This window comes from Streptococcus oralis, from assembly GCF_003943825.1.
Lineage (GTDB): Bacteria > Bacillota > Bacilli > Lactobacillales > Streptococcaceae > Streptococcus > Streptococcus oralis_CD.
Genome location: NZ_RJNJ01000002.1, coordinates 1 through 24,129 on the forward strand (window position 1 = coordinate 1; position 24,129 = coordinate 24,129).

19 protein-coding genes, 1 pseudogene and 1 other annotated feature are annotated in these 24,129 nt (G+C 41.0%); of the genes and pseudogenes, 18 read left to right on the top strand and 2 right to left on the bottom strand.

What is annotated here, in order from left to right; translation table 11 throughout:
- Window positions 1-42: 42 nt before the first annotated feature.
- From D8863_RS01705 to D8863_RS01785, 17 genes and pseudogenes are all read left to right on the top strand, one after another.
- Window positions 43-492: pseudogene (locus tag D8863_RS01705) on the top strand (M3 family metallopeptidase); the annotation flags it as partial.
- 5 nt (window positions 493-497) lie between these two features.
- A complete protein-coding gene (locus tag D8863_RS01710; protein ID WP_125440905.1) occupies window positions 498-1,211 on the top strand; it encodes an O-methyltransferase in 714 nt (237 codons plus the stop codon).
- Window positions 1,212-1,278: 67 nt separating this feature from the next.
- Window positions 1,279-2,220, top strand: a complete 942-nt coding sequence (gene prsA / locus D8863_RS01715) for a peptidylprolyl isomerase PrsA (protein WP_000728079.1) — start codon at window positions 1,279-1,281, stop codon at window positions 2,218-2,220.
- Window positions 2,221-2,407: 187 nt separating this feature from the next.
- Complete coding sequence (gene ftsW, locus D8863_RS01720) at window positions 2,408-3,631, top strand: cell division peptidoglycan polymerase FtsW (RefSeq protein WP_000703342.1); 1,224 nt, start codon at window positions 2,408-2,410, stop codon at window positions 3,629-3,631.
- A 23-nt stretch (window positions 3,632-3,654) separates the two neighbouring features.
- Window positions 3,655-6,351 carry a phosphoenolpyruvate carboxylase gene (gene ppc / locus D8863_RS01725; protein ID WP_125440906.1) on the top strand — a complete coding sequence of 899 codons (2,697 nt, stop codon included), beginning with the start codon at window positions 3,655-3,657 and terminating at the stop codon, window positions 6,349-6,351.
- Window positions 6,352-6,447: 96 nt separating this feature from the next.
- Window positions 6,448-6,663 (top strand) — a binding site (T-box leader).
- A gap of 118 nt (window positions 6,664-6,781) precedes the next feature.
- Window positions 6,782-7,777: a tryptophan ABC transporter substrate-binding protein gene (gene trpX / locus D8863_RS01730; protein WP_049479003.1), complete on the top strand. Its 996-nt coding sequence runs from the start codon at window positions 6,782-6,784 to the stop codon at window positions 7,775-7,777.
- Window positions 7,778-7,842: 65 nt separating this feature from the next.
- A complete protein-coding gene (locus tag D8863_RS01735) occupies window positions 7,843-8,709 on the top strand; it encodes an ABC transporter permease (RefSeq protein ID WP_125440907.1) in 867 nt (288 codons plus the stop codon).
- On the top strand, window positions 8,706-9,464 hold the full coding sequence (locus D8863_RS01740) for an ABC transporter ATP-binding protein (RefSeq protein WP_125440908.1): 759 nt from the start codon (window positions 8,706-8,708) through the stop codon (window positions 9,462-9,464). The genes D8863_RS01735 and D8863_RS01740 overlap by 4 nt, the downstream gene beginning before the upstream one ends.
- Window positions 9,465-9,659: 195 nt before the next feature.
- On the top strand, window positions 9,660-11,420 hold the full coding sequence (dnaG, locus tag D8863_RS01745; RefSeq protein ID WP_125440909.1) for a DNA primase: 1,761 nt from the start codon (window positions 9,660-9,662) through the stop codon (window positions 11,418-11,420).
- Window positions 11,421-11,422: 2 nt separating this feature from the next.
- Complete coding sequence (rpoD, locus tag D8863_RS01750) at window positions 11,423-12,532, top strand: RNA polymerase sigma factor RpoD (protein ID WP_000201892.1); 1,110 nt, start codon at window positions 11,423-11,425, stop codon at window positions 12,530-12,532.
- A gap of 14 nt (window positions 12,533-12,546) precedes the next feature.
- A complete protein-coding gene (locus D8863_RS01755; protein WP_000331930.1) occupies window positions 12,547-12,876 on the top strand; it encodes a metal-sulfur cluster assembly factor in 330 nt (109 codons plus the stop codon).
- 111 nt (window positions 12,877-12,987) lie between these two features.
- Window positions 12,988-14,031, top strand: coding sequence for a glycosyltransferase family 4 protein (locus D8863_RS01760; RefSeq protein WP_185761432.1), 1,044 nt, complete (start codon window positions 12,988-12,990; stop codon window positions 14,029-14,031).
- 8 nt (window positions 14,032-14,039) lie between these two features.
- The gene (locus D8863_RS01765; RefSeq protein ID WP_001219459.1) at window positions 14,040-15,365 is read left to right on the top strand and encodes a glycosyltransferase family 4 protein; all 1,326 of its coding nucleotides are present in this window, start codon (window positions 14,040-14,042) and stop codon (window positions 15,363-15,365) included.
- Window positions 15,366-15,385: 20 nt separating this feature from the next.
- Complete coding sequence (locus tag D8863_RS01770; protein WP_000735789.1) at window positions 15,386-15,574, top strand: PspC domain-containing protein; 189 nt, start codon at window positions 15,386-15,388, stop codon at window positions 15,572-15,574.
- Between the two features lie 29 nt (window positions 15,575-15,603).
- Window positions 15,604-15,738 carry a DUF4044 domain-containing protein gene (locus D8863_RS01775; RefSeq protein ID WP_125440910.1) on the top strand — a complete coding sequence of 45 codons (135 nt, stop codon included), beginning with the start codon at window positions 15,604-15,606 and terminating at the stop codon, window positions 15,736-15,738.
- A 71-nt stretch (window positions 15,739-15,809) separates the two neighbouring features.
- On the top strand, window positions 15,810-17,120 hold the full coding sequence (obgE, locus tag D8863_RS01780; RefSeq protein ID WP_125440911.1) for a GTPase ObgE: 1,311 nt from the start codon (window positions 15,810-15,812) through the stop codon (window positions 17,118-17,120).
- Between the two features lie 9 nt (window positions 17,121-17,129).
- A complete protein-coding gene (locus tag D8863_RS01785) occupies window positions 17,130-17,294 on the top strand; it encodes a hypothetical protein (RefSeq protein WP_000502578.1) in 165 nt (54 codons plus the stop codon).
- 35 nt (window positions 17,295-17,329) lie between these two features.
- Here D8863_RS01785 and D8863_RS01790 read toward each other — a convergent pair whose 3' ends face one another.
- Together D8863_RS01790 and D8863_RS01795 are read right to left on the bottom strand one after the other, a co-directional pair.
- Window positions 17,330-17,800 (bottom strand): arginine repressor, encoded by a 471-nt coding sequence (locus D8863_RS01790; RefSeq protein ID WP_049477502.1) that lies wholly within the window; start codon window positions 17,798-17,800, stop codon window positions 17,330-17,332.
- A gap of 519 nt (window positions 17,801-18,319) precedes the next feature.
- Complete coding sequence (locus tag D8863_RS01795; protein WP_125440912.1) at window positions 18,320-20,602, bottom strand: Xaa-Pro dipeptidyl-peptidase; 2,283 nt, start codon at window positions 20,600-20,602, stop codon at window positions 18,320-18,322.
- A gap of 414 nt (window positions 20,603-21,016) precedes the next feature.
- Between D8863_RS01795 and D8863_RS01800 the strand changes: the two genes are divergently transcribed.
- On the top strand, window positions 21,017-24,118 hold the full coding sequence (locus D8863_RS01800; RefSeq protein ID WP_125440913.1) for a DNA polymerase III subunit alpha: 3,102 nt from the start codon (window positions 21,017-21,019) through the stop codon (window positions 24,116-24,118).
- Window positions 24,119-24,129: the final 11 nt, after the last annotated feature.

Consider the following 24,129-nt stretch of genomic DNA (forward strand, 5'->3'; position numbering starts at 1 on the left):
AACAGTCTTCCGTCAAACTCAATTCGCTGAGTTTGAACATGAACAGTCTTCCGTCAAACTCAATTCGCTGAGTTTGAACATGCTATCCATCAAGCAGACCAAAATGGAGAAGTCTTGACAAGTGATTTCCTCAATAAACTCTACGCTGATTTGAATCAAGAGTACTATGGACTCAGCAAGGAAGATAATCCTCAAATCCAATACGAGTGGGCACGCATTCCACACTTCTACTATAACTACTATGTTTATCAGTATTCAACAGGTTTTGCAGCTGCTTCAGCCTTGGCTGAGAAGATTGTCCATGGTAGTCAAGAAGATCGTGACCGCTATATCGACTACCTCAAGGCAGGTAAGTCAGACTATCCACTCAATGTTATGAGAAAAGCGGGTGTTGATATGGAAAAAGAAGACTATCTCAACGATGCCTTTGCAGTCTTTGAACGTCGCTTGAACGAGTTTGAAGCACTTGTAGAAAAATTAGGATTGGCATAAGATCCATGGTAGAATCTTACAGTAAAAATGCCAATCACAATATGCGTCGCCCCGTCGTCAAGGAAGAAATCGTAGAACTCATGCGCCAGCGTCAAAAGCAGGTGACAGGTTCCTTGAAAGAATTGGAAGTCTTCGCTCGCAAGGAAAACATTCCCATTATTCCTCATGAAACAGTTGCTTACTTTCGATTTCTCATGGAAAGTCTACAGCCTAAGAATATTTTGGAAATTGGAACGGCAATTGGCTTTTCTGCCCTCCTGATGGCGGAACATGCGCCAAATGCCAAGATTACAACGATTGACCGTAATCCTGAGATGATAGGCTTTGCCAAGGAAAACTTTGCCCAGTTTGACAGTCGTAAGCAAATCACCCTCCTAGAGGGAGATGCAGTCGATGTTTTATCTAGTCTGACAGAAACTTATGACTTTGTCTTTATGGATTCGGCCAAGTCCAAGTACATCGTCTTTCTACCAGAAATCCTTAAGCACTTGGAAGTCGGTGGAGTGGTGGTCTTGGATGATATTTTCCAAGGAGGAGATGTTGCCAAGGATATCATGGAAGTCCGTCGAGGTCAACGCACCATTTACCGTGGTTTGCAAAGACTTTTCGACGCAACTTTGGACAATCCAGGTCTAACAGCAACTTTAGTTCCACTTGGGGACGGCATTCTCATGATACGAAAGAATCTAGCAGAAGTAGAGCTTCCTGAGAGCGAATGATTTTCAGAAAAATTTAAGAAATTATAGTAAAATAGATAAGGTAACACTTACCGTAAAAGGAGTAAAAATGAAGAAAAAACTTATGGCAGGAGCCATCACACTTTTATCAGTAGCAACACTTGCAGCTTGTTCAAACAGTTCTGAAGGAAAAGATTTGATCAGTATGAAGGGCGATGTGATTACAGAACATCAATTCTTTGAAGAAGTAAAGAACAATCCAACCGCACAACAAGTCTTGCTCAATATGACTATCCAAAAAGTATTCGAACAACAATATGGATCAGAGGTAACGGATAAAGATGTGGATGACGCCGTTGCTGAAGAACAAAAGAAATACGGTGATAGCTACAACAGCGTGCTTCAACGTGCAGGTATGACACCTGAGACTCGTAAAGCTCAAATCCGTACTAGCAAATTGGTTGAATTGGCGGTTAAGAAGGCCGCTGAGAGCGAATTGACAGACGAAGCCTACCAAAAGGCTTTTGAAGCGTACACACCAGATGTAACTGCTCAAATCATCCGTATGGACAATGAAGACAAGGCAAAAGAAGTACTTGAGAAAGCTAAAGCAGAAGGTGCGGATTTTGCTCAGTTGGCAAAAGACAACTCTAACGACGACAAAACAAAAGAAAATGGTGGAGAAATCACTTTTGACTCTGCTTCAACAGAACTTCCAGAACAAGTCAAGAAAGCAGCCTTTGCCTTGGATGTGAACGGGGTTTCTGATGTGATTACAGCTACTGGAACACAAGCCTACAGCAGTCAGTTCTACATCATCAAAGTAACGAAGAAAACAGAAAAATCTTCTAATATAGAGGATTACAAAGAAAAATTGAAGACCATCATCTTGACTCAGAAACAAAATGATTCAGCCTTTGTTCAAGGAGTAATTGGTAAAGAATTGCAAGCAGCAAACATCAAGGTTAAAGACCAATCATTCCAAAACATCTTCACCCAATACATCGGTGGTGGTGACTCAAGCTCAAGCAGCAGCTCTTCATCTAACTAAGAAAGCAAAACACAAATCTCTTTTGAGATTTGTGTTTTTATACCTGATACTAGAAAATGAGTAAAATTCGAAGGATTAAAGGATAAGAGTTTTTTTCTTTCTGAAAAAGTGGTATAATAGCAATCAAAACTAGAAAATAAAACGGAATTGGGAACAGAAGCGTCTGTTCCTATTAGAGTGGTGAAATATGAAAATTAGTAAAAGGCACCTACTAAACTATTCCATTTTGATTCCTTACTTCCTTTTATCGATTTTGGGGCTGATTGTGGTGTACTCGACAACGAGTGCAACCTTGATCGAAGAAGGGAAAAGTGCCTTTCAATTGGTGCGTAACCAGGGGATCTTCTGGATAGCTAGTTTGATTCTGATTGCCTTAATCTATAAATTAAAATTAGGTTTCCTAAGAAATGGGCGTCTCATCTTTATTGTAATGATTGTGGAGATGGTTCTTTTAGCTCTGGCGCGATTGGTCGGAACACCTGTCAATGGAGCATACGGATGGATTTCTGTAGGACCTGTAACGATTCAGCCTGCAGAGTACCTTAAGATTATCATCATCTGGTACCTGGCACATCGATTTTCAAAACAACAAGATGAGATTGCGGTTTATGACTTCCAGGTTTTGACACAGAATCAGTGGCTACCTCGAGCTTTTAACGACTGGCGTTTTGTTCTGCTAGTTCTGATTGGTAGCTTGGGAATTTTCCCAGACTTGGGAAATGCGACCATCTTGGTCTTGGTGGCGCTCATCATGTATACGGTTAGTGGGATCGCCTATCGTTGGTTCTCGACCATTCTAGCTCTCTTGGCAGGAAGTTCAATGTTAGTCTTGTCTGTTATTCGCTTTGTTGGGGTTGAAAAGTTCTCTCAAATTCCTGTATTTGGTTACGTTGCTAAACGTTTTAGTGCCTTCTTTAATCCCTTTAATGACTTGGCGGGTGCAGGACACCAGCTCGCAAATTCCTACTATGCAATGGTAAATGGAGGCTGGTTCGGACTGGGACTAGGGAATTCCATCGAGAAGCGTGGTTATCTGCCAGAAGCCCATACGGATTTTGTCTTTTCGATTGTCATCGAGGAGTTTGGATTCGTTGGAGCCAGTATGATTTTGGCTTTACTCTTCTTCTTGATTTTGCGAATCATCTTGGTTGGTATTCGAGCAAAGGATCCCTTTAACTCCATGGTTGCTATTGGTGTCGGAGGAATGATCCTTGTTCAGGTCTTTGTCAATATTGGTGGGATTTCAGGGTTGATTCCTTCTACAGGGGTAACCTTCCCCTTCCTTTCACAAGGTGGGAACAGTCTATTGGTATTATCCGTGGCCATCGCGCTTGTACTGAACATTGATGCAAGTGAAAAACGTGCCAAACTTATCAGAGAATACGAGAATCAAACCGATGAAAATCTGTAAGGATTGAATGGAAAGGAAAGTATATGTCTCTTCAAAAATTAGAAAACTATAGTAATAAAGCAGTCGTCCAAGAAGAAGTCTTGATTCTGACTGAGCTATTAGAAGATATCACAAAAAATATGCTAGCGCCTGAAACCTTTGAGAAGATTATCCAGTTGAAGGAATTATCAACTAGCGAGAATTATCAAGGGCTCAATGACCTAGTGACCAGTCTTTCAAATGAAGAAATGATTTACATTTCACGCTATTTCTCTATCCTTCCACTTTTGATTAATATCTCTGAGGATGTGGATTTGGCCTATGAAATCAATCACCAAAACAATGTGGACCAAGACTATTTAGGAAAATTATCTACAACGATTAAGATGGTAGCTGAAAAAGAAAATGCAGCCGAAATTTTAGAAAAGTTAAATGTCGTTCCTGTCTTGACCGCCCATCCAACGCAAGTACAACGCAAGAGTATGCTGGATTTAACCAACCATATCCATACGCTTTTGCGCAAGTACCGTGATGTCAAACTCGGCTTGATTAATAAAGAAAAATGGCACACGGATCTCCGTCGTTACATTGAAATTATCATGCAAACGGACATGATTCGAGAGAAGAAATTGAAAGTAACCAACGAAATCACCAACGTGATGGAGTATTACCAAAGTTCTTTCCTGAATGCTGTTCCACGTTTGACAGCTGAGTATAAGAAACTAGCTAAAGAACAAGGTATCGAGCTCCAACATCCAAAACCAATTACTATGGGGATGTGGATTGGAGGAGACCGTGATGGAAATCCTTTCGTAACTGCGGAAACTCTCAACAAATCAGCCTTGACTCAGTGCGAAGTCATCATGAACTATTATGATGAAAAAATTTATAATCTTTATCGTGAATTTTCACTTTCAACCAGTATCGTGAATGTCAGCGACAAGGTCCGTGAGATGGCGCTGAAGTCACAAGATAACTCGATTTATCGTGAAAAAGAACTCTATCGTCGTGCTCTTTTTGACATCCAAGTTAAGATGCAGGCTACCAAGGCTTATCTCATTGAAGACAAGGATCTTCAGCCAAGATATGCCACTGCAGATGAATTCTATCAAAATTTGTTGGCCATTCGCGATTCTCTCCTTGAGAATAAGGGAGAATACCTGATTTCAGGAGAATTTGTCGAGTTGATGCAAGCTGTCGAAATTTTTGGTTTCTACCTTGCCTCTATCGACATGCGCCAGGATTCTAGTGTTCACGAAGCATGTGTGGCAGAATTGCTTGCGTCTGCTGGTATCAATGATCACTATAGCGATCTATCTGAAGATGAAAAATGCGCCCTCCTCTTAAAAGAGTTGGAAGAAGATCCTCGTATCCTATCAGCGACTCATGCTGAAAAGTCAGAACTGCTTGAAAAAGAACTCTCTATCTTTAAAGCTGCGCGCAAGTTGAAGGATAAACTGGGTGAAAACGTCATTCGTCAAACCATCATTTCTCACGCAACCAGTGTATCCGATATGCTCGAATTAGCCATTATGCTTAAGGAAGTCGGCTTGGTAGATGCCCAAAAAGCGCGCGTTCAGATTGTTCCCCTCTTTGAAACGATTGAAGACTTGGATCATTCGGAAGAAACCATGAGAAGATATTTCTCTCTACCTTTGGCTAAAAAATGGATTGCTTCAAAAGACAACTACCAAGAAATCATGCTTGGCTACTCTGATAGTAACAAGGATGGTGGTTATCTATCCTCATGTTGGACTCTATATAAAGCGCAACAACAACTGACGGCTATTGGGGATGAATTTGGCGTTAAGGTTACTTTCTTCCATGGTCGTGGTGGTACTGTGGGTCGTGGTGGTGGACCAACTTATGAAGCCATCACATCTCAACCACTTAAGTCTATCAAGGACCGTATCCGTCTGACTGAGCAAGGAGAAGTCATTGGAAACAAATACGGTAACAAAGATGCAGCCTATTATAACCTTGAAATGTTGGTTTCTGCAGCCATTAACCGTATGATTACCAAGAAGAAGAGTGATACCAATACGTCAAATCGTTACGAAGCCATCATGGATCAAGTAGTGGACCGTAGCTACGATATCTATCGTGATTTGGTCTTTGGAAATGAACATTTCTATGACTACTTCTTTGAATCAAGTCCAATCAAGGCTATTTCAAGCTTCAATATCGGTTCACGTCCAGCAGCTCGTAAGACCATCACTGAAATTGGCGGTTTGCGTGCTATTCCTTGGGTCTTCTCATGGTCACAAAGTCGTGTCATGTTCCCTGGATGGTACGGAGTTGGATCAAGCTTTAAAGAGTTTATAGATCAAGATCCGAAGAATATCGAGTTTCTTCGTGACATGTACCAAAACTGGCCTTTCTTCCAATCTTTGCTTTCCAATGTAGACATGGTCTTGTCTAAGTCTAATATGAACATTGCTTTTGAATATGCCAAGCTTTGTGAAGACGAAGAAGTACAAGCTATCTACTACACTATTTTAGATGAATGGCAGTTGACTAAGGATGTTATTTTAGCTATCGAAGGTTATGATGAACTCTTGGCAGAAAACTCTTACCTAAAAGACAGTCTAAACTATCGTATGCCTTACTTTAATATCCTGAACTACATCCAGTTGGAGTTGATCAAACGTCAACGTCGCGGCGAATTGTCAGCTGACGAAGAAAAACTGATCCATACAACTATTAATGGAATTGCAACAGGTTTACGTAATTCAGGCTGATATTCTACAAACTTCCTCTTTTATAAAGGGGAAGTTTTTGAATTGTTTAAAAAATTCTAAAAATAAGCTTGACAAGTAGTTGAAAAATGATATAATTTAAACATTCAGAAAGTAATCATGCTCATTTTTTAGAGAGTCTGTGGTTGGTGAAAGCAGATAGATGAAATTGATGAAATTGGGCTGAATGTACTTAAGAATTTGAAATCATAAAAATTCGGTGAGCACACCTTACAGTGCAACTCGTGAATGCGAGAAAGAGCGATAGGGATATTCCCTATAATTGAGGTGGCACCGCGCATTGACGTCCTCACACAAGTTTTTTGTGTGAGGACTTTTTCTATGGGGAGGAAAGATATTGGAATTTAAACGATGGCATCGCTTGATGATGTGATTTAACAAGTTAAGGTAAAAGAATTAAGGAGAAAGAAAAATGAAAAATAAACGTTTGATTGGAATTGTCGCTGGATTAGCAGTATTGGTAGTGGCTAGCTTGATTTATTCATCAATGAACAAACCAGCAGCTAAGGAAGAGCAAAAGGTTGCTAAGGTTGGTGTCCTTCAATTTGTTAGTCACCCATCCTTGGACTTGATTTACCAAGGGATTCAAGATGGACTAGCTGAAGAAGGCTATAAGGACGACCAGGTAAAAATCGACTTTATGAACTCTGAAGGTGATCAGAGCAAGGTTGCAACCATGAGTAAACAATTGGTTGCTAATGGAAACGATGTAGTTGTTGGGATTGCAACACCAGCAGCTCAAGGACTTGCAAGTGCTACTAAAGATCTACCAGTTATCATGGCTGCTATTACAGACCCAATCGGTGCTAACTTGGTCAAAGATTTGAAAAAACCAGGTGGCAACATTACAGGGGTGTCAGACCACAACCCAGCTGAACAGCAAGTGGAATTGATTAAAACTTTGACACCAAATGTCAAAACAATCGGTGCTCTCTATTCAAGTAGCGAAGATAACTCAAAATCACAAGTTGAAGAATTCAAGGCTTATGCTGAAAAAGCAGGTTTGACAGTCGAAACCTTTGCCGTTCCTTCAACAAATGAAATTGCTTCAACAGTCAATGTTATGACAAGCAAGGTCGATGCGATTTGGGTTCCAATTGATAACACCATCGCATCAGCATTCTCAACAGTTGTTTCAAGCAACCAAACAGCTAAAAAGCCAATCTACCCAAGTGCCACTGCCATGGTAGAAGCAGGTGGATTAGCATCTGTAGTAGTTGACCAACACGATCTTGGAGTGGCTACTGGTAAAATGATTGCCAAAGTTTTGAAAGGTGAAAAACCAGCTGATACGCCAGTTAATGTCTTTTCAACTGGTAAGTCAGTGATTAACAAAAAACTAGCGCAGGAACTTGGTATCACCATTCCTGAGTCCGTTCTAAAAGAAGCAGGACAAGTGATTGAATAAAGATAAAGGAGGAGCTGGACACATCTCCTCCCATTTTTACTAAAGAAAGAAATGAGTGAAAGATTATGATAGTATCCATTATTTCTCAGGGGATGGTCTGGACGATTTTAGGTTTGGGAATCTTTATGACTTTTCGAATTTTGAATTTTCCAGATATGACTACTGAAGGTTCTTTTCCTCTTGGGGGAGCAGTAGCTGTAACCTTGATAACACAGGGAGTCAACCCATTTTTAGCAACCCTAGCCGCAGTAGGAGCGGGCTGTCTAGCTGGAATGGCGACAGGTCTCTTATATACCAAAGGAAAAATCCCAACCCTCTTATCAGGGATTCTGGTCATGACTTCCTGCCATTCCATCATGCTCATGATTATGGGGCGTGCCAACTTGGGGCTTCTTGGGACCAAGCAAATTCAAGATGTCTTGCCTTTTGATTCGGATCTCAATCAACTCCTGACTGGATTAATCTTTGTAGCTCTTGTAATTGGTCTCATGCTCTTTTTCCTTGATACCAAACTAGGTCAGGCCTACATCGCTACTGGTGATAATCCTGATATGGCTCGTAGCTTTGGTATCAATACAGGACGTATGGAACTCATGGGCTTGGTTCTCTCAAATGGGATTATCGCGCTTGCAGGGGCTTTAATTGCTCAACAAGAAGGATACGCGGATGTTTCACGAGGAATTGGCGTGATTGTCGTAGGGCTTGCTAGCTTGATTATTGGTGAGGTTTTGTTCAAGAGTTTGACCCTGGCAGAGCGACTCATGACCATTGTCGTGGGATCTATTGCTTATCAATTCCTCGTTTGGGGAGTGATTGCTCTTGGGTTTAATACAAGTTATCTTCGTTTGTACAGCGCCTTGATTTTGGCAGTTTGCCTTATGATTCCAACCTTCAAAAGCAAATACCTGAAAGGAGTCAAGTTTAGCAAATGACAGCAATTGTAGAATTAAAAAATGCCACCAAAGTCATCACGAATGGCTTTGACGAGGAAAAAATCATTCTGAATGATGTTTCTCTTGAAATTTTCGAACATGATTTCATTACTATCCTAGGGGGAAATGGAGCTGGAAAGTCAACGCTTTTTAACACGATTGCAGGTACCTTACCTTTAACAAGTGGAAGTATCCGTATCATGGGCGAGGATGTGACGCATTTTTCACCTGAAAAGCGGGCTAAGTACTTGTCTCGTGTCTTTCAGGATCCTAAGATGGGTACGGCTCCTCGTATGACGGTGGCGGAAAATCTCTTGATTGCCAAGTTTCGTGGTGAGAAGAGAGGACTCCTTCCTAGGAGACTTTCAAGTCACCGAGAGGAGTTTCAGACTACCATTGAAAAAGTGGGAAATGGTCTTGAAAAACATCTCGATACTCCGATTGAGTTTCTTTCAGGTGGACAACGTCAGGCCTTGAGTCTCTTGATGGCAACCTTGAAGCGACCAGAGTTGCTCTTGTTGGATGAACACACAGCAGCTCTCGACCCAAAAACCAGTGTTGCTTTGATGGAGTTAACAGATGACTTTGTCAGCAAGGATCATCTGACAGCCTTGATGATTACCCACCATATGGAAGATGCGTTGAAGTACGGAAATCGTCTGATTGTCATGAAGGAAGGTCGTATCATCCAAGATCTCAGTAAAGAAGAAAAAGCTAAGATGAAAATTTCAGACTACTATCAATTATTTGAATAGATGAGTTAAATAATCATCAAAAAATAGAGAAGAGAAACTTAGAAGCATTAAAGTGTTTCTGAGTTTTTATCTCCTCTTTCTATCTAGAAAAATAAGGCAAAGAGAATTACGGAAAGCGTATGAAATGGTTTACTTTTTTTCAGAAATAAGCTATACTAGTTTACGTGAAACTATGATAAGATGGAGGTATTGTGTATGGTTGACAAGCAAGTCATTGAAGAAATCAAAAACAATGCCAACATTGTGGAAGTCATAGGTGATGTGATTTCTTTACAGAAGGCTGGACGGAACTATTTAGGGCTCTGTCCTTTTCATGGTGAAAAGACCCCCTCTTTCAACGTTGTGGAAGACAAGCAGTTTTATCACTGTTTTGGCTGTGGGCGTTCAGGAGATGTCTTTAAGTTTATCGAAGAATACCAAGGCGTGTCCTTCATGGAAGCCGTTCAGCTCTTAGGAGAGCGCGTCGGTATTCAACTAGCTATGCCTGTTCAGTCTCGTCCCCAACAAGCTTCCCCTCATCAAGCTCTATATGATATGCATGAAGAAGCTGCCCGTTTTTACCATGCCATCCTCATGACGACAAAGATGGGAGAAGAAGCAAGGGCTTATCTCTACAAACGCGGATTGACAGACGATGTTCTGAAGCACTTCCAGATTGGACTAGCTCCAGCAGAGAGAACTTATCTCTATCAACGTTTGGCTGGCAAGTTTGAGGAAAAGGATTTATTGGATTCGGGCTTGTTTTACCTGTCAGATGGCAATCAGTTTTATGATACTTTTTTTGGACGGATTATCTTTCCTTTGACCAATGACAAGGGGCAGGTTATTGCATTTTCAGGTCGTATCTGGCAAGAAACGGATAGTCAGACTGCCAAATATAAAAATAGTCGCTCGACTGCAATTTTTAACAAGAGTTATGAATTGTATCATTTGGACAAGGCAAAAAAGGGAACAGGTAAGATTACAGAGCTCTATCTGATGGAAGGCTTCATGGATGTGATCGCAGCCTATCGTGCTGGTATAGAAAATGCTGTAGCTTCCATGGGAACAGCCTTAAGCAAGGAGCATGTTGACCACCTCAAACGCTTTACCAAAAAGATAGTTCTCAGCTATGATGGTGACAAGGCAGGGCAGGTAGCAACAGCCAAGGCTCTAGAGGAATTAAAAGACTTCTCAGTGGAGGTTGTTCGGGTACCTGATGCCATGGACCCAGATGAGTATTTGCAAAAGAATTCTGCTGAAGACCTGGCTTACCTTTTAACCAAGACCCGGATTAGTCCTATAGAGTTCTATATTCACCAGCTCAAGCCAGAAAATAGTGATAACTTGCAGGCGCAAATCGAATTCATTGAAAAGATTGCACCCCTAATCGCCAAAGAAAAGTCTATCACTGCCCAGAATTCTTATATCCACATTCTGGTGGATAATCTACCTTCTTTTGATTACCAGCAGGTGGAGCAGATTGTAAATGAAAGTCGCATTGTTCAAAGGCAGGAAAGAGTCAAAGAGGAGCAACCTCCAGCAGCGATTAGTTTACCTGTAACGCGGCAACTGACAGCAGTCATGAGAGCAGAGGCTCATCTCCTCTATAGGATGGCTGAGAACCCAGTTGTGTTAAATGACTACCGATTAAGAGAAGATTTTTTCTTTGATACCCCAGAATTTCAGATTCTTTACGAATTATTAAGTGAGCAGGGAGAAGTCGGCTCAGAGGAACTTTCTCATCAGACGCCTGAGGTTGAAAATGCTTGGTACCACGTGCTTAGCTTGGATTTGCCAGTTGAGATGTCGCCTCAAGAGCTAGCGGAAGTCGAAGCAACTCGAAACCGTGCCCTCCTCAGCAAGGACAACTTAAGAATTAAAAAGAAAGTGCAGGAAGCTAGTCATGTAGGAGATACAGACACAGCCTTGGAAGAATTGCAACGATTGATTTCCCAAAAGAGAAGAATGGAGTAATAATGGCAACAAAACAAAAAGAAGTAACCACATTTGATGTGCAAGTAGCAGACTTTATCCGTAACCACAAAAAAACAGGAACAGCAACAGATGACGAAATCAATTCAAGTCTGGTTATTCCTTTCACCCTCGATGCAGACGGCATTGAAGACCTTTTGCAACGGATTCAGGATGCTGGAATTTCTATCACAGATAATGAAGGAAATCCAAGTGCGCGTGTGCTTAGTGCAGAAGAAGAGCCAGAACTCAGTGATGAGGACTTGATTGGCTCAACTTCTGCCAAGGTTAATGACCCAGTCCGTATGTATTTGAAGGAAATCGGGGTGGTTCCTCTCTTGACTAACGAAGAGGAAAAAGAATTGGCCCTAGCAGTTGAGGCTGGTGATATTGAAGCCAAACAACGTCTTGCAGAAGCCAACCTTCGTTTGGTGGTTTCGATTGCTAAGCGCTACGTAGGGCGTGGTATGCAATTTCTTGACTTGATTCAAGAAGGAAACATGGGCTTGATGAAGGCTGTTGACAAGTTTGACTATTCAAAAGGATTTAAGTTTTCAACTTACGCAACTTGGTGGATTCGTCAGGCAATCACTCGTGCCATTGCTGACCAAGCCCGAACCATTCGTATCCCTGTCCACATGGTTGAAACTATTAACAAGCTTGTTCGTGAACAGCGGAATCTCCTTCAAGAACTGGGACAAGATCCAACTCCTGAACAAATCGCTGAGCGTATGGATATGACACCTGACAAGGTCCGTGAAATCCTAAAGATTGCCCAAGAACCAGTATCACTTGAAACACCGATTGGTGAAGAGGACGATAGTCATCTTGGGGACTTTATCGAAGACGAAGTGATTGAAAATCCAGTAGACTACACAACTCGTATCGTTTTGCGTGAGCAGTTGGATGAAGTTTTGGATACTCTCACAGACCGTGAAGAAAACGTTCTGCGCCTTCGTTTCGGGCTAGATGATGGGAAAATGCGTACTCTTGAAGATGTTGGTAAAGTCTTTAACGTGACTCGTGAGCGTATCCGTCAGATTGAGGCTAAGGCTTTGAGAAAATTGCGTCAACCAAGTCGCAGTAAACCCCTTCGTGATTTTATTGAAGACTAAGAGTGAGGAATAACATGGCTTATACAGAAGAGCAAATTGAAACGATCAAAACACGCATTTTAAATGCCTTGGAAGAAGTCATCGACCCTGAGTTGGGGATTGATATTGTCAACCTAGGTTTGATTTATGAAATTCGTTTTGATGGTGAAACAGGTCACACTGAAATTGATATGACCTTGACAACTATGGGCTGCCCACTGGCTGACCTTTTGACAGACCAGATACACGATGCGATGACTGATGTGCCTGAGGTAACCAATACCGAAGTTAAATTGGTCTGGTATCCAGCTTGGACGGTTGAAAAAATGAGCCGATACGCGCGTATCGCCCTAGGAATTAAATAAAGACTAAAAAAATGAGAGAGACGATTGGAAAAAAGGTGATTTTATCCTTTTTCCTTTGGTCTCTTCTTTCTTTTGCTGATTTTCTGGAAATAAAATGGTATAATGAAAGGTATGGAAAACGAAAAATTGCGTATTAATATGCTAAGTTCAAGTGAAAAAGTAGCTGGTCAAGGAGTGTCAGGAGCTTATCGAGAATTGGTTAGTCTCCTTCACCGTGATGCCAAAGACCAGTTGATTGTTACAGAGAATCTTCCTGTAGAAGCGGATGTAACTCACTTTCATACCATTGATTTCCCTTATTATTTATCTACTTTCCAAAAGAAACGCTCTGGGAGAAAAATTGGCTATGTGCATTTTTTGCCTGATACGCTTGAGGGGAGTTTGAAGATTCCATTTTTCCTAAAAGGAATTGTCAAACGCTATGTTTTTTCCTTTTACAACCGAATGGAACACTTGGTGGTGGTCAATCCCATGTTTATCGAGGATTTGGTGGCTGCTGGTATTCCGCGTGAAAAAGTAACTTATATTCCAAACTTTGTAAACAAAGAAAAATGGCATCCATTACCAGCTGAACAGGTTGCACAACTCCGGAAGGAAATGGATCTTGCGGAAGATCAGTTTGTCGTAATCGGTGCGGGTCAGGTTCAGAAACGTAAAGGAATTGATGATTTTATCCGTCTTGCTGAGGAATTGCCAGAAATTACCTTTATCTGGGCAGGTGGTTTTTCATTTGGTGGGATGACAGATGGTTATGAACGCTACAAGAAGATAATGGACAATCCACCCAAAAATCTTATTTTCCCTGGAATTGTGTCACCGGAACGGATGCGGGAGCTTTACGTTATGGCGGATCTATTCTTGCTACCAAGTTACAATGAATTATTCCCTATGACTATCTTAGAGGCCGCTAGTTGCGAGGCTCCTATTATGTTAAGAGATTTGGATTTGTATAAGGTTATTCTTGATGGGAATTATCGTGCTACAAGTGATGTTTCCGAGATGAGAGAAGCAATCCTAGAATACAAGAATGACCCTGAAGCCTTAAAGGACTTGAAAGAAAAAGCTCGCGAGATCTCCAAAGAGTACTCTGAGGAGCATTTGTTGGAAATCTGGTTAAAATTTTATCGAGAACAGGCTGCTTTGGGCAAAAAGTGAGGTAATTTATGCGAATTGGTTTATTTACAGATACCTATTTCCCTCAGGTTTCCGGGGTCGCGACTAGTATTCGGACCTTGAAAACTGAGCTTGAAAAGCAGGGGCATGCAGTTTTTATCTTTACAACGACTGATAAAGACGTAAACCGATACGAGGATTGGCAAATTATTCGCATTCCGAGTGTCCCTTTCTTTGCGTTTAAGGATCGACGATTTGCCTACCGAGGTTTTACAAAGGCGCTTGAAATTGCTAAGCAGTATCAACTCGACATCATTCATACTCAGACAGAATTTTCACTTGGTTTGTTAGGGATTTGGATTGCGAGAGAATTGAAAATTCCAGTTATTCATACCTACCATACCCAGTATGAAGACTATGTGCATTACATTGCTAAGGGCATGCTAATTCGTCCGAGTATGGTAAAATATTTGGTGCGTGGCTTCCTTCATGATGTAGATGGCGTGATTTGCCCTAGTGAGATTGTTCGTGACCTTTTATCTAAATACAAAGTCAAGGTTGAAAAGCGTGTCATCCCAACTGGAATTGAGCTAGCTAAGTTTGAACGACCTGAGATCAAAGAGGAAAACTTACAAGAGCTTCGTTCGAAGTTAGGTATTCAGGAAGGCGAGAAAATGCTGCTGAGTCTTTCTCGTATCTCCTTTGAGAAGAATATCCAAGCAGTCTTAGCTGCCTTTGCGCAGGTTTTGAAAGAAGAAGACAAGGTGAAGTTGGTTGTTGCTGGAGACGGACCTTATCTGGATAGTCTGAAAGAACAAGCAGAGAAATTAAACATACAAAAACATGTGATTTTTACAGGTATGATTGCTCCAAGTGAAACAGCCTTGTACTATAAGGCAGCTGATTTCTTTATTTCAGCTTCCACTAGTGAAACCCAAGGATTGACTTATCTAGAAAGTCTAGCCAGTGGAACGCCTGTTATTGCTCATGGCAATCCCTATCTTGAAAATCTGATCAATGATAAAATGTTTGGGACCCTCTACTATGGGGAAAGAGAGCTTGCAGGAGCTATCCTTGAAGCATTGATTGCTACTCCTGATATGTCTGAACAAAAGTTGGCGGATAAGTTGTACGAGATTTCGGCTGAAAATTTTGGGAAACGAGTTCATGAGTTTTACCTTGATGCCATTATCTCAAATAACTTTGAACATGAGCTACATGATGGACAACCTGTCACTCAGCGCTTTTTAAAAACGATTCTCTATCTACCTCAACAGGCTGTTACAAGCCCAGTAAAAGAATCCAAGCGTATTTTAAGAGCGTCTCGAAAACAATTGTCTAGCATCAGAGATTATTGGAGAGACGAATTCAAATAATAGAATAAGAGGAAGAAAAAATGAAAAAATTAATGAGAAGCGGGAAAGATCAAAAAATTGGTGGAGTATGCGCAGGAGTTGCTCATTATTTTGATATCGATCCAACAATTGTTCGTGTCATTTGGGCTGTTCTTGCATTTTGTTATGGGACAGGAGTCCTTGCTTATATCATTTTATGGTTGATTGCACCAGTTTCGACAGACTATTAAATTAGAATTATATAAAAAAAGGAGAAGTTATGGCTTTTGGAGATAACGGAAAACGTAAAAAAACAATGTTTGAAAAGGTGACGCTTGTTGTCGTGCTCATCATGTTGTTTGTAACCCTTGCTGGTATCTTTGCAACTGCGCTTGGAGCTTTTAGTAGATTCTAAGCAAGCTACGAGGATAGAAACAATAACTAATGACTGGGTTCTCCCCAGCCTTTTTAAAGTGAGAAGAAAATATGAGTATGTTTTTAGATACAGCCAAGATTAAGGTCAAGGCTGGTAATGGTGGCGATGGCATGGTTGCTTTTCGCCGTGAAAAATATGTCCCTAATGGCGGTCCTTGGGGTGGTGATGGTGGACGTGGAGGTAACGTTGTTTTCGTGGTAGACGAAGGCTTGCGTACCTTGATGGATTTCCGCTATAACCGTCATTTCAAGGCTGATTCCGGTGAAAAAGGCATGACCAAAGGAATGCACGGACGTGGTGCAGAAGATCTTCGTGTTCGCGTACCACAGGGGACTACTGTACGTGATGCGGAAACAGGTAAAGTCATTACAGACTTGATTGAACATGGTCAAGAATTTATCGTGGCTCATGGCGGTCGAGGTGGTCGTGGAAATATCCGTTTTGCCACGCCAAAAAATCCTGCACCTGAAATCTCTGAGAATGGAGAACCAGGACAAGAACGTGAGTTGCAACTGGAATTGAAGATTCTAGCGGATGTCGGCTTGGTCGGTTTCCCATCTGTCGGAAAGTCAACTTTGCTTAGTGTCATCACTTCAGCTAAACCTAAAATCGGTGCTTACCACTTTACGACGATTGTCCCTAATCTAGGGATGGTTCGTACACAGTCAGGTGAATCTTTTGCAGTAGCAGACCTTCCAGGTTTGATTGAAGGGGCCAGTCAAGGGGTTGGTCTTGGAACCCAGTTTCTCCGTCACATCGAACGTACACGAGTTATCCTCCATGTCATCGATATGTCAGCTAGCGAAGGACGTGATCCTTATGAGGACTACCTTGCGATCAATAAGGAATTAGAATCCTACAACCTTCGTCTCATGGAACGTCCGCAGATTATCGTAGCCAACAAGATGGATATGCCTGAAAGTCAGGAAAATCTTAAAACTTTCAAGGAAAAGTTGGCAGCAAACTACGACGAGTTTGAGGAACTTCCAGCCATCTTCCCAATTTCTGGATTGACCAAGCAAGGCTTGGCGCCCCTTTTGGATGCGACAGCTGAATTGTTAGACAAGACTCCAGAATTCCCGATTTATGATGAATCCGATATGGAAGAAGAGGCTTACTATGGCTTTGACGAGGAAGAAAAGGCCTTTGAGATTAGTCGTGATGATGATGCGACATGGGTACTTTCTGGTGAAAAACTCATGAAACTCTTTAACATGACCAACTTTGACCGTGACGAATCGGTCATGAAGTTTGCCCGTCAGCTTCGTGGTATGGGGGTTGACGAAGCCCTTCGTGCACGTGGAGCCAAAGATGGTGATTTGGTTCGCATCGGTAAATTTGAATTTGAATTTGTAGACTAGGAGATTGATATGGGAGATAAACCGATATCATTCCGAGATGCAGATGGAAATTTTGTTTCTGCAGCAGATGTATGGAATGAAAAGAAACTAGAAGAATTATTTAATCGTCTCAATCCTAAACGTGCTCTTCGATTGGCACGTACAAAGAAAGAAGAAACACAGTCGAAGAAATAAAAAATTCCCGTGATCTTTTGATCACGGGATTTGTTTTATTCACTAAAGAAAAATGGTGGTGCGTATTTTTTAAGGCTTTCAAAACAAGCTTGCGCTTTTGTAGCATCTTCACAGATAATCATGCAGACGTCATCTCCACAAAGGGTTGCAACGACATCTGGAAAAGCCAAGGAATCAATTACAGATCCAAATGATTGGGCTAAACCGGGTAAAGTTTTCAAAATAACCTGGTGTTGCACAGGACGCAGCATAACAAGAGCGTCTTCCATATAGTTTTCAAGACGTTTTTCCCACTTGGAGATAGAGCCTGTATTTAGCACATAATAAGAATTATCCTCTTCGCGCACTTTTGAAAGGTTCATGGTTTTGATATCGCGTGATAAGGTAGCCTGAGTAACTTGGATATCATTTTCCGCTAATAAGGCTTGTAATTCAGCTTGTGTATGGATTTTGTTTTTTGAAACGAGGGCGCGGATAAGTTGGTGTCTGTGTTCGGATTTGTTCATAAAGTAAGTACTCCTTTTACAAGGTACAGTAGCGTGGACTGAACGATAACGTCAGTCGGGTGGTAGGCGGTATTGTCACGTATGATGATTTCAAAGTCAGTAGGATAAAGAACTAGATGGAGAGATTCTCCTTCTTTTAACTTGTCACTAGTTGCGTGCAGATAAACTGGGTAGCGATTCGTTCATCTACATTGATGTTCTTTAATGACAGTGAATCATTTAATTTGGGTAGCTTTTTGTCACGGCGTTTTGTGAATTCACTCTAAATGTAATTCACAGAGATTTCCAACATGTGGTCTGGTAGCGTGTGTGATAAATGGTTACACATGTTGGTTAGAGGGAGTATCTTTTGTCCAAGTTCTATCTAGGGGCTTCTAAAATGCTTTCATATGAACTGGATTTGATACGAAGTTTATGTTTGATTCGACTGTTCAAGTGGAAAACTTTGGTTATAGGAAGTTCAATGGTCTATTTCATTGACTTTTCCTTTGAATACTTCCATATTGAAAGTCTGGTACATTATACCTTTTGACAAGGTAGGATAAGACTAGATTGTGCTAAATCAACAGTCAATTGATAGTCTGTATTATCTCGAATTGTAATCTCAAAGTCTGTTGTGTAGAGAACCAAACGGAGAGTATCTCCTTCTTTAAGTTTGTAGATAGTTGGTTGAAGCTCTAGCTTGAAGTCCATCCATTCATTTGGTTGGATTTCTTCAATCGTCAAGAGATTGGTTCGATTTTGAAGATTAAGGTAGCCTTTGGTGATGACACGTTGGGCACTTGGGTTGAATGGCAGTTCACAGAGGTTTTCTAACATGTGGTAACGACCATTATCAATGGTTCTAGCACTTAAAACAGCTGGATAAGGCTGCAGATATTTCTTTTGTCCAAGTTCTAACAGTTGGGCTGATAATAAGCCCTTGTTCGTACTCGATTTGACACGAAGTTTCAGCTCCACTCGCCCATTTAAGTGAATGTCTTGACTTACTGGAAGGTCAATGGTAATCTGATTGGCTTTTCCTTGGTAAAGTTCGGTGTTGAAGGACTGGAAAGTCTTACCATAACGATCAAAATCTTTTTGATCATACTGGTTTTGAATCACTTTTTCCTCATTACCAAGAGAGAAGGTATGCAGTTCATCCTGTTTGCCAAAGTTATCAAGACCTTTCCATCTTTGCGGTGCGATATTGTCCTGCCAGATGACAGTCGGAAGTTGATAGCCTGAGTCAATTCCTAACAATTTCTTACTTAACAAGGCATTCATGGACTCACGGAAGTCGATCGACTGCCAGTTATTCATATAAACATGGGCACCGTGATGGAAAAAGAGGTGCTTATTGATATGGTTAGGAAGGGCATGAAACATTTGGTAAACATGAAGAGGTTTGACGTTCCAATCCTGGGAACCATGCGTAAAGACGACCTCAGCTTGAACCTTGTGAGCATTGAGCAGATAGTTGCGGTCATGCCAAAACTGATTGTAGTCACCAGTCTTGCGATCGAGTTTCTCTTTAACATTTTCTAAGTCTGTTTGATGAGCTTCATTGCCACGAATATAGTCACCGGCTTGGAGGTTGCGAGAGTAGGTCAATTCAGCAAGTGAGTCAAAATCCTCACCTGGATAGCCCCCTGGGCTGGTCACTAGACCATTTTCCCGATAGTAGTTGTACCAAGAGGAAATACCTGCTTCCGCAATAATCACTTCCAAGCCATCAACACCAGTGGTGGCGAGACCATTGGACATGGTACCTAGATAGGAAATACCTGTTGTTGCGACTTTGCCGTTCGACCAGTCAGCCTTGATTTGGCGCTTGCGCGTGTGGTCCGTGAAAGCACGACAACGACCATTAAGCCAATCAATGACATTTTTATAAGCTTCAATCTGCTGATAGTCCCCATTGGTCATGAGCCCTTGGGAATCCCTGGTACCAACACCCGATACATAGAGATTGGCAAATCCACGTGGGAGGAAGTAGTCATTGAGTGAATATGAGCTATTGATATGAGATAGCTTTTCTTCAGCTTCTGAGACGACTTCTGCTTGACCATGAGGTTCGACTAAATTCAGCTTGGGCTCCTCAAGTTCAATGGTGTGGGGCGGTTTGACCTCAAGCTCCCCTTCCATTTTGTAGAGAGCCTTGTCACTGGCTTTGTCGTTGGTCCCTTGGTGATAAGGGCTGGCAGTCATGACTGAAGGAATCTGTCCATCATAACGCGGGCGAATAATACTGACCTTGACTAAGTCAGGGAGACCGTCGTTATCAGTATCCACACGACTCTCGACATACACGACTTCACGAATGACATCATGAGTAGAGAAGGTTGCCAAGCTCTTACCGTTAAAGTAGTGGTAGTGATTGTCTTCTGAAATGAGTCCATCACTAACAAGTTGATCGATGAGCGTATTTCCTTTTTTCGTTCTCGTATTGAGTAACTGATAAAGATTTTCAATGAGATCTCCATAAACAATAGGAAAACCAGTTTCTTTACGAAACTGTTCGGCATCCTCAAAGTCAACAAGATAGCTAAATCCTAAAAGTTGAAAAACTACTGTGTAGAAAATCTCCGCAGTTAACTCACGGTCTGACTGGAAAAAAGTTACTAAATCTGTTTCTTTATCCGCAGCCAAAGTCGATAAGGCATAATCCGTGTTAGAATAAGTGAAAAAACTCCAACGAATGAAGTCTTCAAACTGTCTTTTTAAGGACAGTTGGGGTGACAGCTTTAGACCAAGACCTTCTAATTCTTCAAATCGTTGAGAACTAGTGGTTGGTTGATAGCTGAATTGATTAAATCGCATGTTTCTCTCCTTTGAAAACAGACTGGATTTATTATATCAAAAAAGAGGGAAAAATGGAATAAATAAACTTAAATGAAATAAATTTCTTAAACCAGCATATCTATTTGGTAAGTTATTATAAAATGCTGAATAAATACCATAGAAGTAAGCCTTTTTCTAGAGATTTTTATATGTAAAACTGCATATAACTCCTATCTTTATTATTCTTCGTTTGGTATAAATATATCTAAATTTACATTAAAAAATATTATATAATATTAATTTTATATTTTCTTCCTTTGAAAAATGAAGAATTTAACAGTAAGAAGAGAAGAAGTTTGGAACTGATGATATTGAAAAGAAAGTGCAGAGTTGCTTCAATATCCAACTTAAAATGGTATAATAGTAGTAAAACGAAAGCAAGGAGGAGAAGAAATGATTGCACAGCTCGACACCAAGACTGTTTATAGTTTTATGGAAAGTGTGGTTTCGATTGAAAAATATGTACAAATGGCTAAAGAATACGGCTATTCTCACCTTGCTATCATGGATGTGGATAATCTCTATGGAGCCTATCATTTTCTAGAAGCAACTCGTAAGCATGGCATTCAACCTTTAATTGGTTTAGAAATGACCTTGGTCAAAGATGAGGAGAATCTCTCTCTACGTTTTCTAGCCCTATCCACTAAAGGTTATCAAGAGTTGATGAAGTTATCCACTTTAAAAATGACTGGACGGAAAAATTGGTCTGACTTCACCTCCCACCTCGAAGATGTTGCTATTATTGTTCCCTATTTTAATGGGGTCGAACAGCTGGATTTGGAGCATGATTATTTTATCGGTGTCAGTCCAGATACTCCTCAAGAAGTCTTTACTAGGCCCATTCTTCCACTCTATCAAGTCAATTCTTTTGAAAAAGAAGATATTCAAGTTTTACAAATCTTGTCAGCAGTCAAGGACAATGTCAGTCTGAGAGAAGTGGATGTACATTCACAACAAGGGATTTTTTTACCTGCCTCAGACTTGGAAGCACGGTTTAAAAATCGCTTCCCTCAGGCGCTTGCCAATCTCCAAGGTCTGATAGAGAATGTAAGCTATCAAATCGACCCAAGTTTAAAACTTCCCCGCTTTAATCCTGAAAGACCAGCGGTCGAAGAACTTAGAGAGAGAGCTGAGCAAGGCTTGAGTGACAAGGAGTTAACCTCAGCTATTTATCATGAGCGACTAAATGAGGAATTGGCTGTGATTCATGATATGGGCTTTGACGATTATTTCCTTGTAGTTTGGGATTTGCTCCGTTTTGGACGTTCCCAAGGATATTATATGGGAATGGGGCGTGGTTCTGCGGTTGGTAGTCTGGTGGCTTACTCACTGGATATTACAGGAATTGATCCGGTTGAAAAGAACTTGATTTTCGAACGCTTTTTAAATCGTGAGCGATACACCATGCCTGATATTGATATCGACATCCCTGATCTTTATAGGCCGGAGTTCATTCGCTATGTTCGTGATCGGTATGGTAGTCAACATGTGGCACAGATTGTTACCTATTCGACTTTTGGAGCAAAACAGGCAATTCGTGATGTTTTCAAACGTTATGGTGTCCCTGAGTACGAATTAACCAATATTACGAAAAAAATCAGTTTTCGAGATACGCTAACGACAGCCTATGAAAAGAATTTACAGTTTAGGCAGGTCATCAATAGCAAAATGGAATATCAAAAAGCTTTTGAGATTGCTCGAAAGATTGAAGGGTATCCTCGACAGACTTCTATCCATGCAGCTGGGGTCGTTATGAGTGACCAAGACCTGACGGACTATATCCCACTCAAATACGGTGAGGATATGCTCATCACCCAGTATGATGCTCATGGTGTTGAAGCTAATGGTCTTTTAAAAATGGATTTCCTAGGTCTGCGTAACCTAACTTTTGTCCAAAAAATGCAGGAATTATTGGCTGAGTCAGAAGGTATTCATCTGAAAATTGAAGAGATTGATTTGGAAGACAAAGAAACTCTGGCCCTTTTTGCTTCTGGAAATACCAAGGGGATTTTCCAATTTGAACAACCTGGCGCCATCCGACTCTTGAAACGAGTTCAGCCGCAAGTCTTCGAAGAAGTGGTAGCAACGACCTCTCTAAACAGACCAGGTGCTAGTGATTATATCGATAATTTTGTGGCTCGAAAGCATGGGAAAGAAAAGGTGACGGTGTTGGATCCTGCCTTGGAGGACATCCTGTCATCAACCTATGGTATCATGCTCTACCAAGAGCAAGTCATGCAGGTAGCTCAGCGCTTTGGAGGATTCAGTCTTGGTAAAGCCGACATTCTCAGACGAGCAATGGGTAAGAAAAATGCTAAAGAGATGCATTTAATGAAGGAAGATTTTATCACAGGAGCTATAGAACTTGGGCATACAGAAGAGAAAGCAAACCAAGTTTTTGCAGTGATGGAAAAGTTTGCAGGCTATGGATTTAACAGATCCCACGCTTATGCCTACTCAGCACTGGCTTTCCAACTTGCTTATTTCAAGACGCATTATTCTGCTATTTTCTTTCAAGTTATGTTGAATTATTCTAGTAGTGATTACATTATAGATGCATTGCAGATGGGATTTGAAGTTGCCCCTTTAGCAATCAACAGCATTCCCTATCATGATAAAATTGCTCGGAAGAAAATCTATCTTGGCCTAAAAGCCATTAAGGGCATGCCAAGAGATTTGTCTTACTGGATTATTGAAAATCGTCCCTTCTCAAGCATTGAAGATTTCGTCTCACGTCTGCCTAAGAATTACAAGAAACTATCGCTTTTGTCTCCTTTGGTTGAACTGGGGCTCTTTGATGAATTTGACAAGAATCGCCAGAAAATCTTAGTCAACCTACCAAACTTATTTGTTTTTGTTGAGGAGTTAGGTGGACTCTTTGCGGATACAAACTATAGTTGGACTGAGGCTGATGATTTTACGGAGGCAGAGAAATTTTACAAGGAGCAGGAACTAATCGGGGTTGGTATCAGTGCTCATCCTTTACAAACACTTGCCAAACAGGCCCTATATCAGACAACCTCAATTGCTAATCTTATTGAGGGATCTCAGACAACTCTTCTAGTTGAAGTACAAAAAATAAAAGTGATTCGAACCAAGAAAGGCGAGAGTATGGCCTTTCTACAGGTTCACGACAGTAAGTCTAAACTGGATGTGACTGTATTTTCAGATCAGTATCGAAAATTCGCTTCCATCTTATCTGAGGGAAAATTCTACTATATCAATGGTAAAGTTCAATCCCGAGATGGTCGTCTGCAAATGATTGCACAAGATTTGAAAGAAGCAGTAGCGGAACGATTCTGGATTCAAGTTAAAAATCATGAATACGATAAAGAGATTTCAAATATCCTAGAACAATACAAAGGCCCAATTCCTGTCATTATCAGGTATGAAGAGGAACAAAAAACGGTTGTTTCTACACAACATTTTGTAAGAAAAGACTCTGCTCTACAGGAAAAATTAGAGGGAATTGCTATGAAAACGATTTATCGCTAAAAATACGGAAA

Bases quoted from the DNA above. Each gene is read 5' to 3' on its own strand.
- D8863_RS01795 (WP_125440912.1), bottom strand. From the start codon at position 20,602: ATGCGATTTAATCAATTCAGCTATCAACCAACCACTAGTTCTCAACGA.
- D8863_RS01760 (WP_185761432.1), top strand. From the start codon at position 12,988: ATGGAAAACGAAAAATTGCGTATTAATATGCTAAGTTCAAGTGAAAAA.
- D8863_RS01770 (WP_000735789.1), top strand. From the start codon at position 15,386: ATGAAAAAATTAATGAGAAGCGGGAAAGATCAAAAAATTGGTGGAGTA.
- D8863_RS01735 (WP_125440907.1), top strand. From the start codon at position 7,843: ATGATAGTATCCATTATTTCTCAGGGGATGGTCTGGACGATTTTAGGT.
- D8863_RS01785 (WP_000502578.1), top strand. From the start codon at position 17,130: ATGGGAGATAAACCGATATCATTCCGAGATGCAGATGGAAATTTTGTT.
- D8863_RS01790 (WP_049477502.1), bottom strand. From the start codon at position 17,800: ATGAACAAATCCGAACACAGACACCAACTTATCCGCGCCCTCGTTTCA.
- D8863_RS01775 (WP_125440910.1), top strand. From the start codon at position 15,604: ATGGCTTTTGGAGATAACGGAAAACGTAAAAAAACAATGTTTGAAAAG.
- D8863_RS01755 (WP_000331930.1), top strand. From the start codon at position 12,547: ATGGCTTATACAGAAGAGCAAATTGAAACGATCAAAACACGCATTTTA.
- D8863_RS01765 (WP_001219459.1), top strand. From the start codon at position 14,040: ATGCGAATTGGTTTATTTACAGATACCTATTTCCCTCAGGTTTCCGGG.
- rpoD (WP_000201892.1), top strand. From the start codon at position 11,423: ATGGCAACAAAACAAAAAGAAGTAACCACATTTGATGTGCAAGTAGCA.
- dnaG (WP_125440909.1), top strand. From the start codon at position 9,660: ATGGTTGACAAGCAAGTCATTGAAGAAATCAAAAACAATGCCAACATT.
- D8863_RS01800 (WP_125440913.1), top strand. From the start codon at position 21,017: ATGATTGCACAGCTCGACACCAAGACTGTTTATAGTTTTATGGAAAGT.
- D8863_RS01710 (WP_125440905.1), top strand. From the start codon at position 498: ATGGTAGAATCTTACAGTAAAAATGCCAATCACAATATGCGTCGCCCC.
- prsA (WP_000728079.1), top strand. From the start codon at position 1,279: ATGAAGAAAAAACTTATGGCAGGAGCCATCACACTTTTATCAGTAGCA.
- obgE (WP_125440911.1), top strand. From the start codon at position 15,810: ATGAGTATGTTTTTAGATACAGCCAAGATTAAGGTCAAGGCTGGTAAT.
- D8863_RS01740 (WP_125440908.1), top strand. From the start codon at position 8,706: ATGACAGCAATTGTAGAATTAAAAAATGCCACCAAAGTCATCACGAAT.
- ftsW (WP_000703342.1), top strand. From the start codon at position 2,408: ATGAAAATTAGTAAAAGGCACCTACTAAACTATTCCATTTTGATTCCT.
- trpX (WP_049479003.1), top strand. From the start codon at position 6,782: ATGAAAAATAAACGTTTGATTGGAATTGTCGCTGGATTAGCAGTATTG.
- ppc (WP_125440906.1), top strand. From the start codon at position 3,655: ATGTCTCTTCAAAAATTAGAAAACTATAGTAATAAAGCAGTCGTCCAA.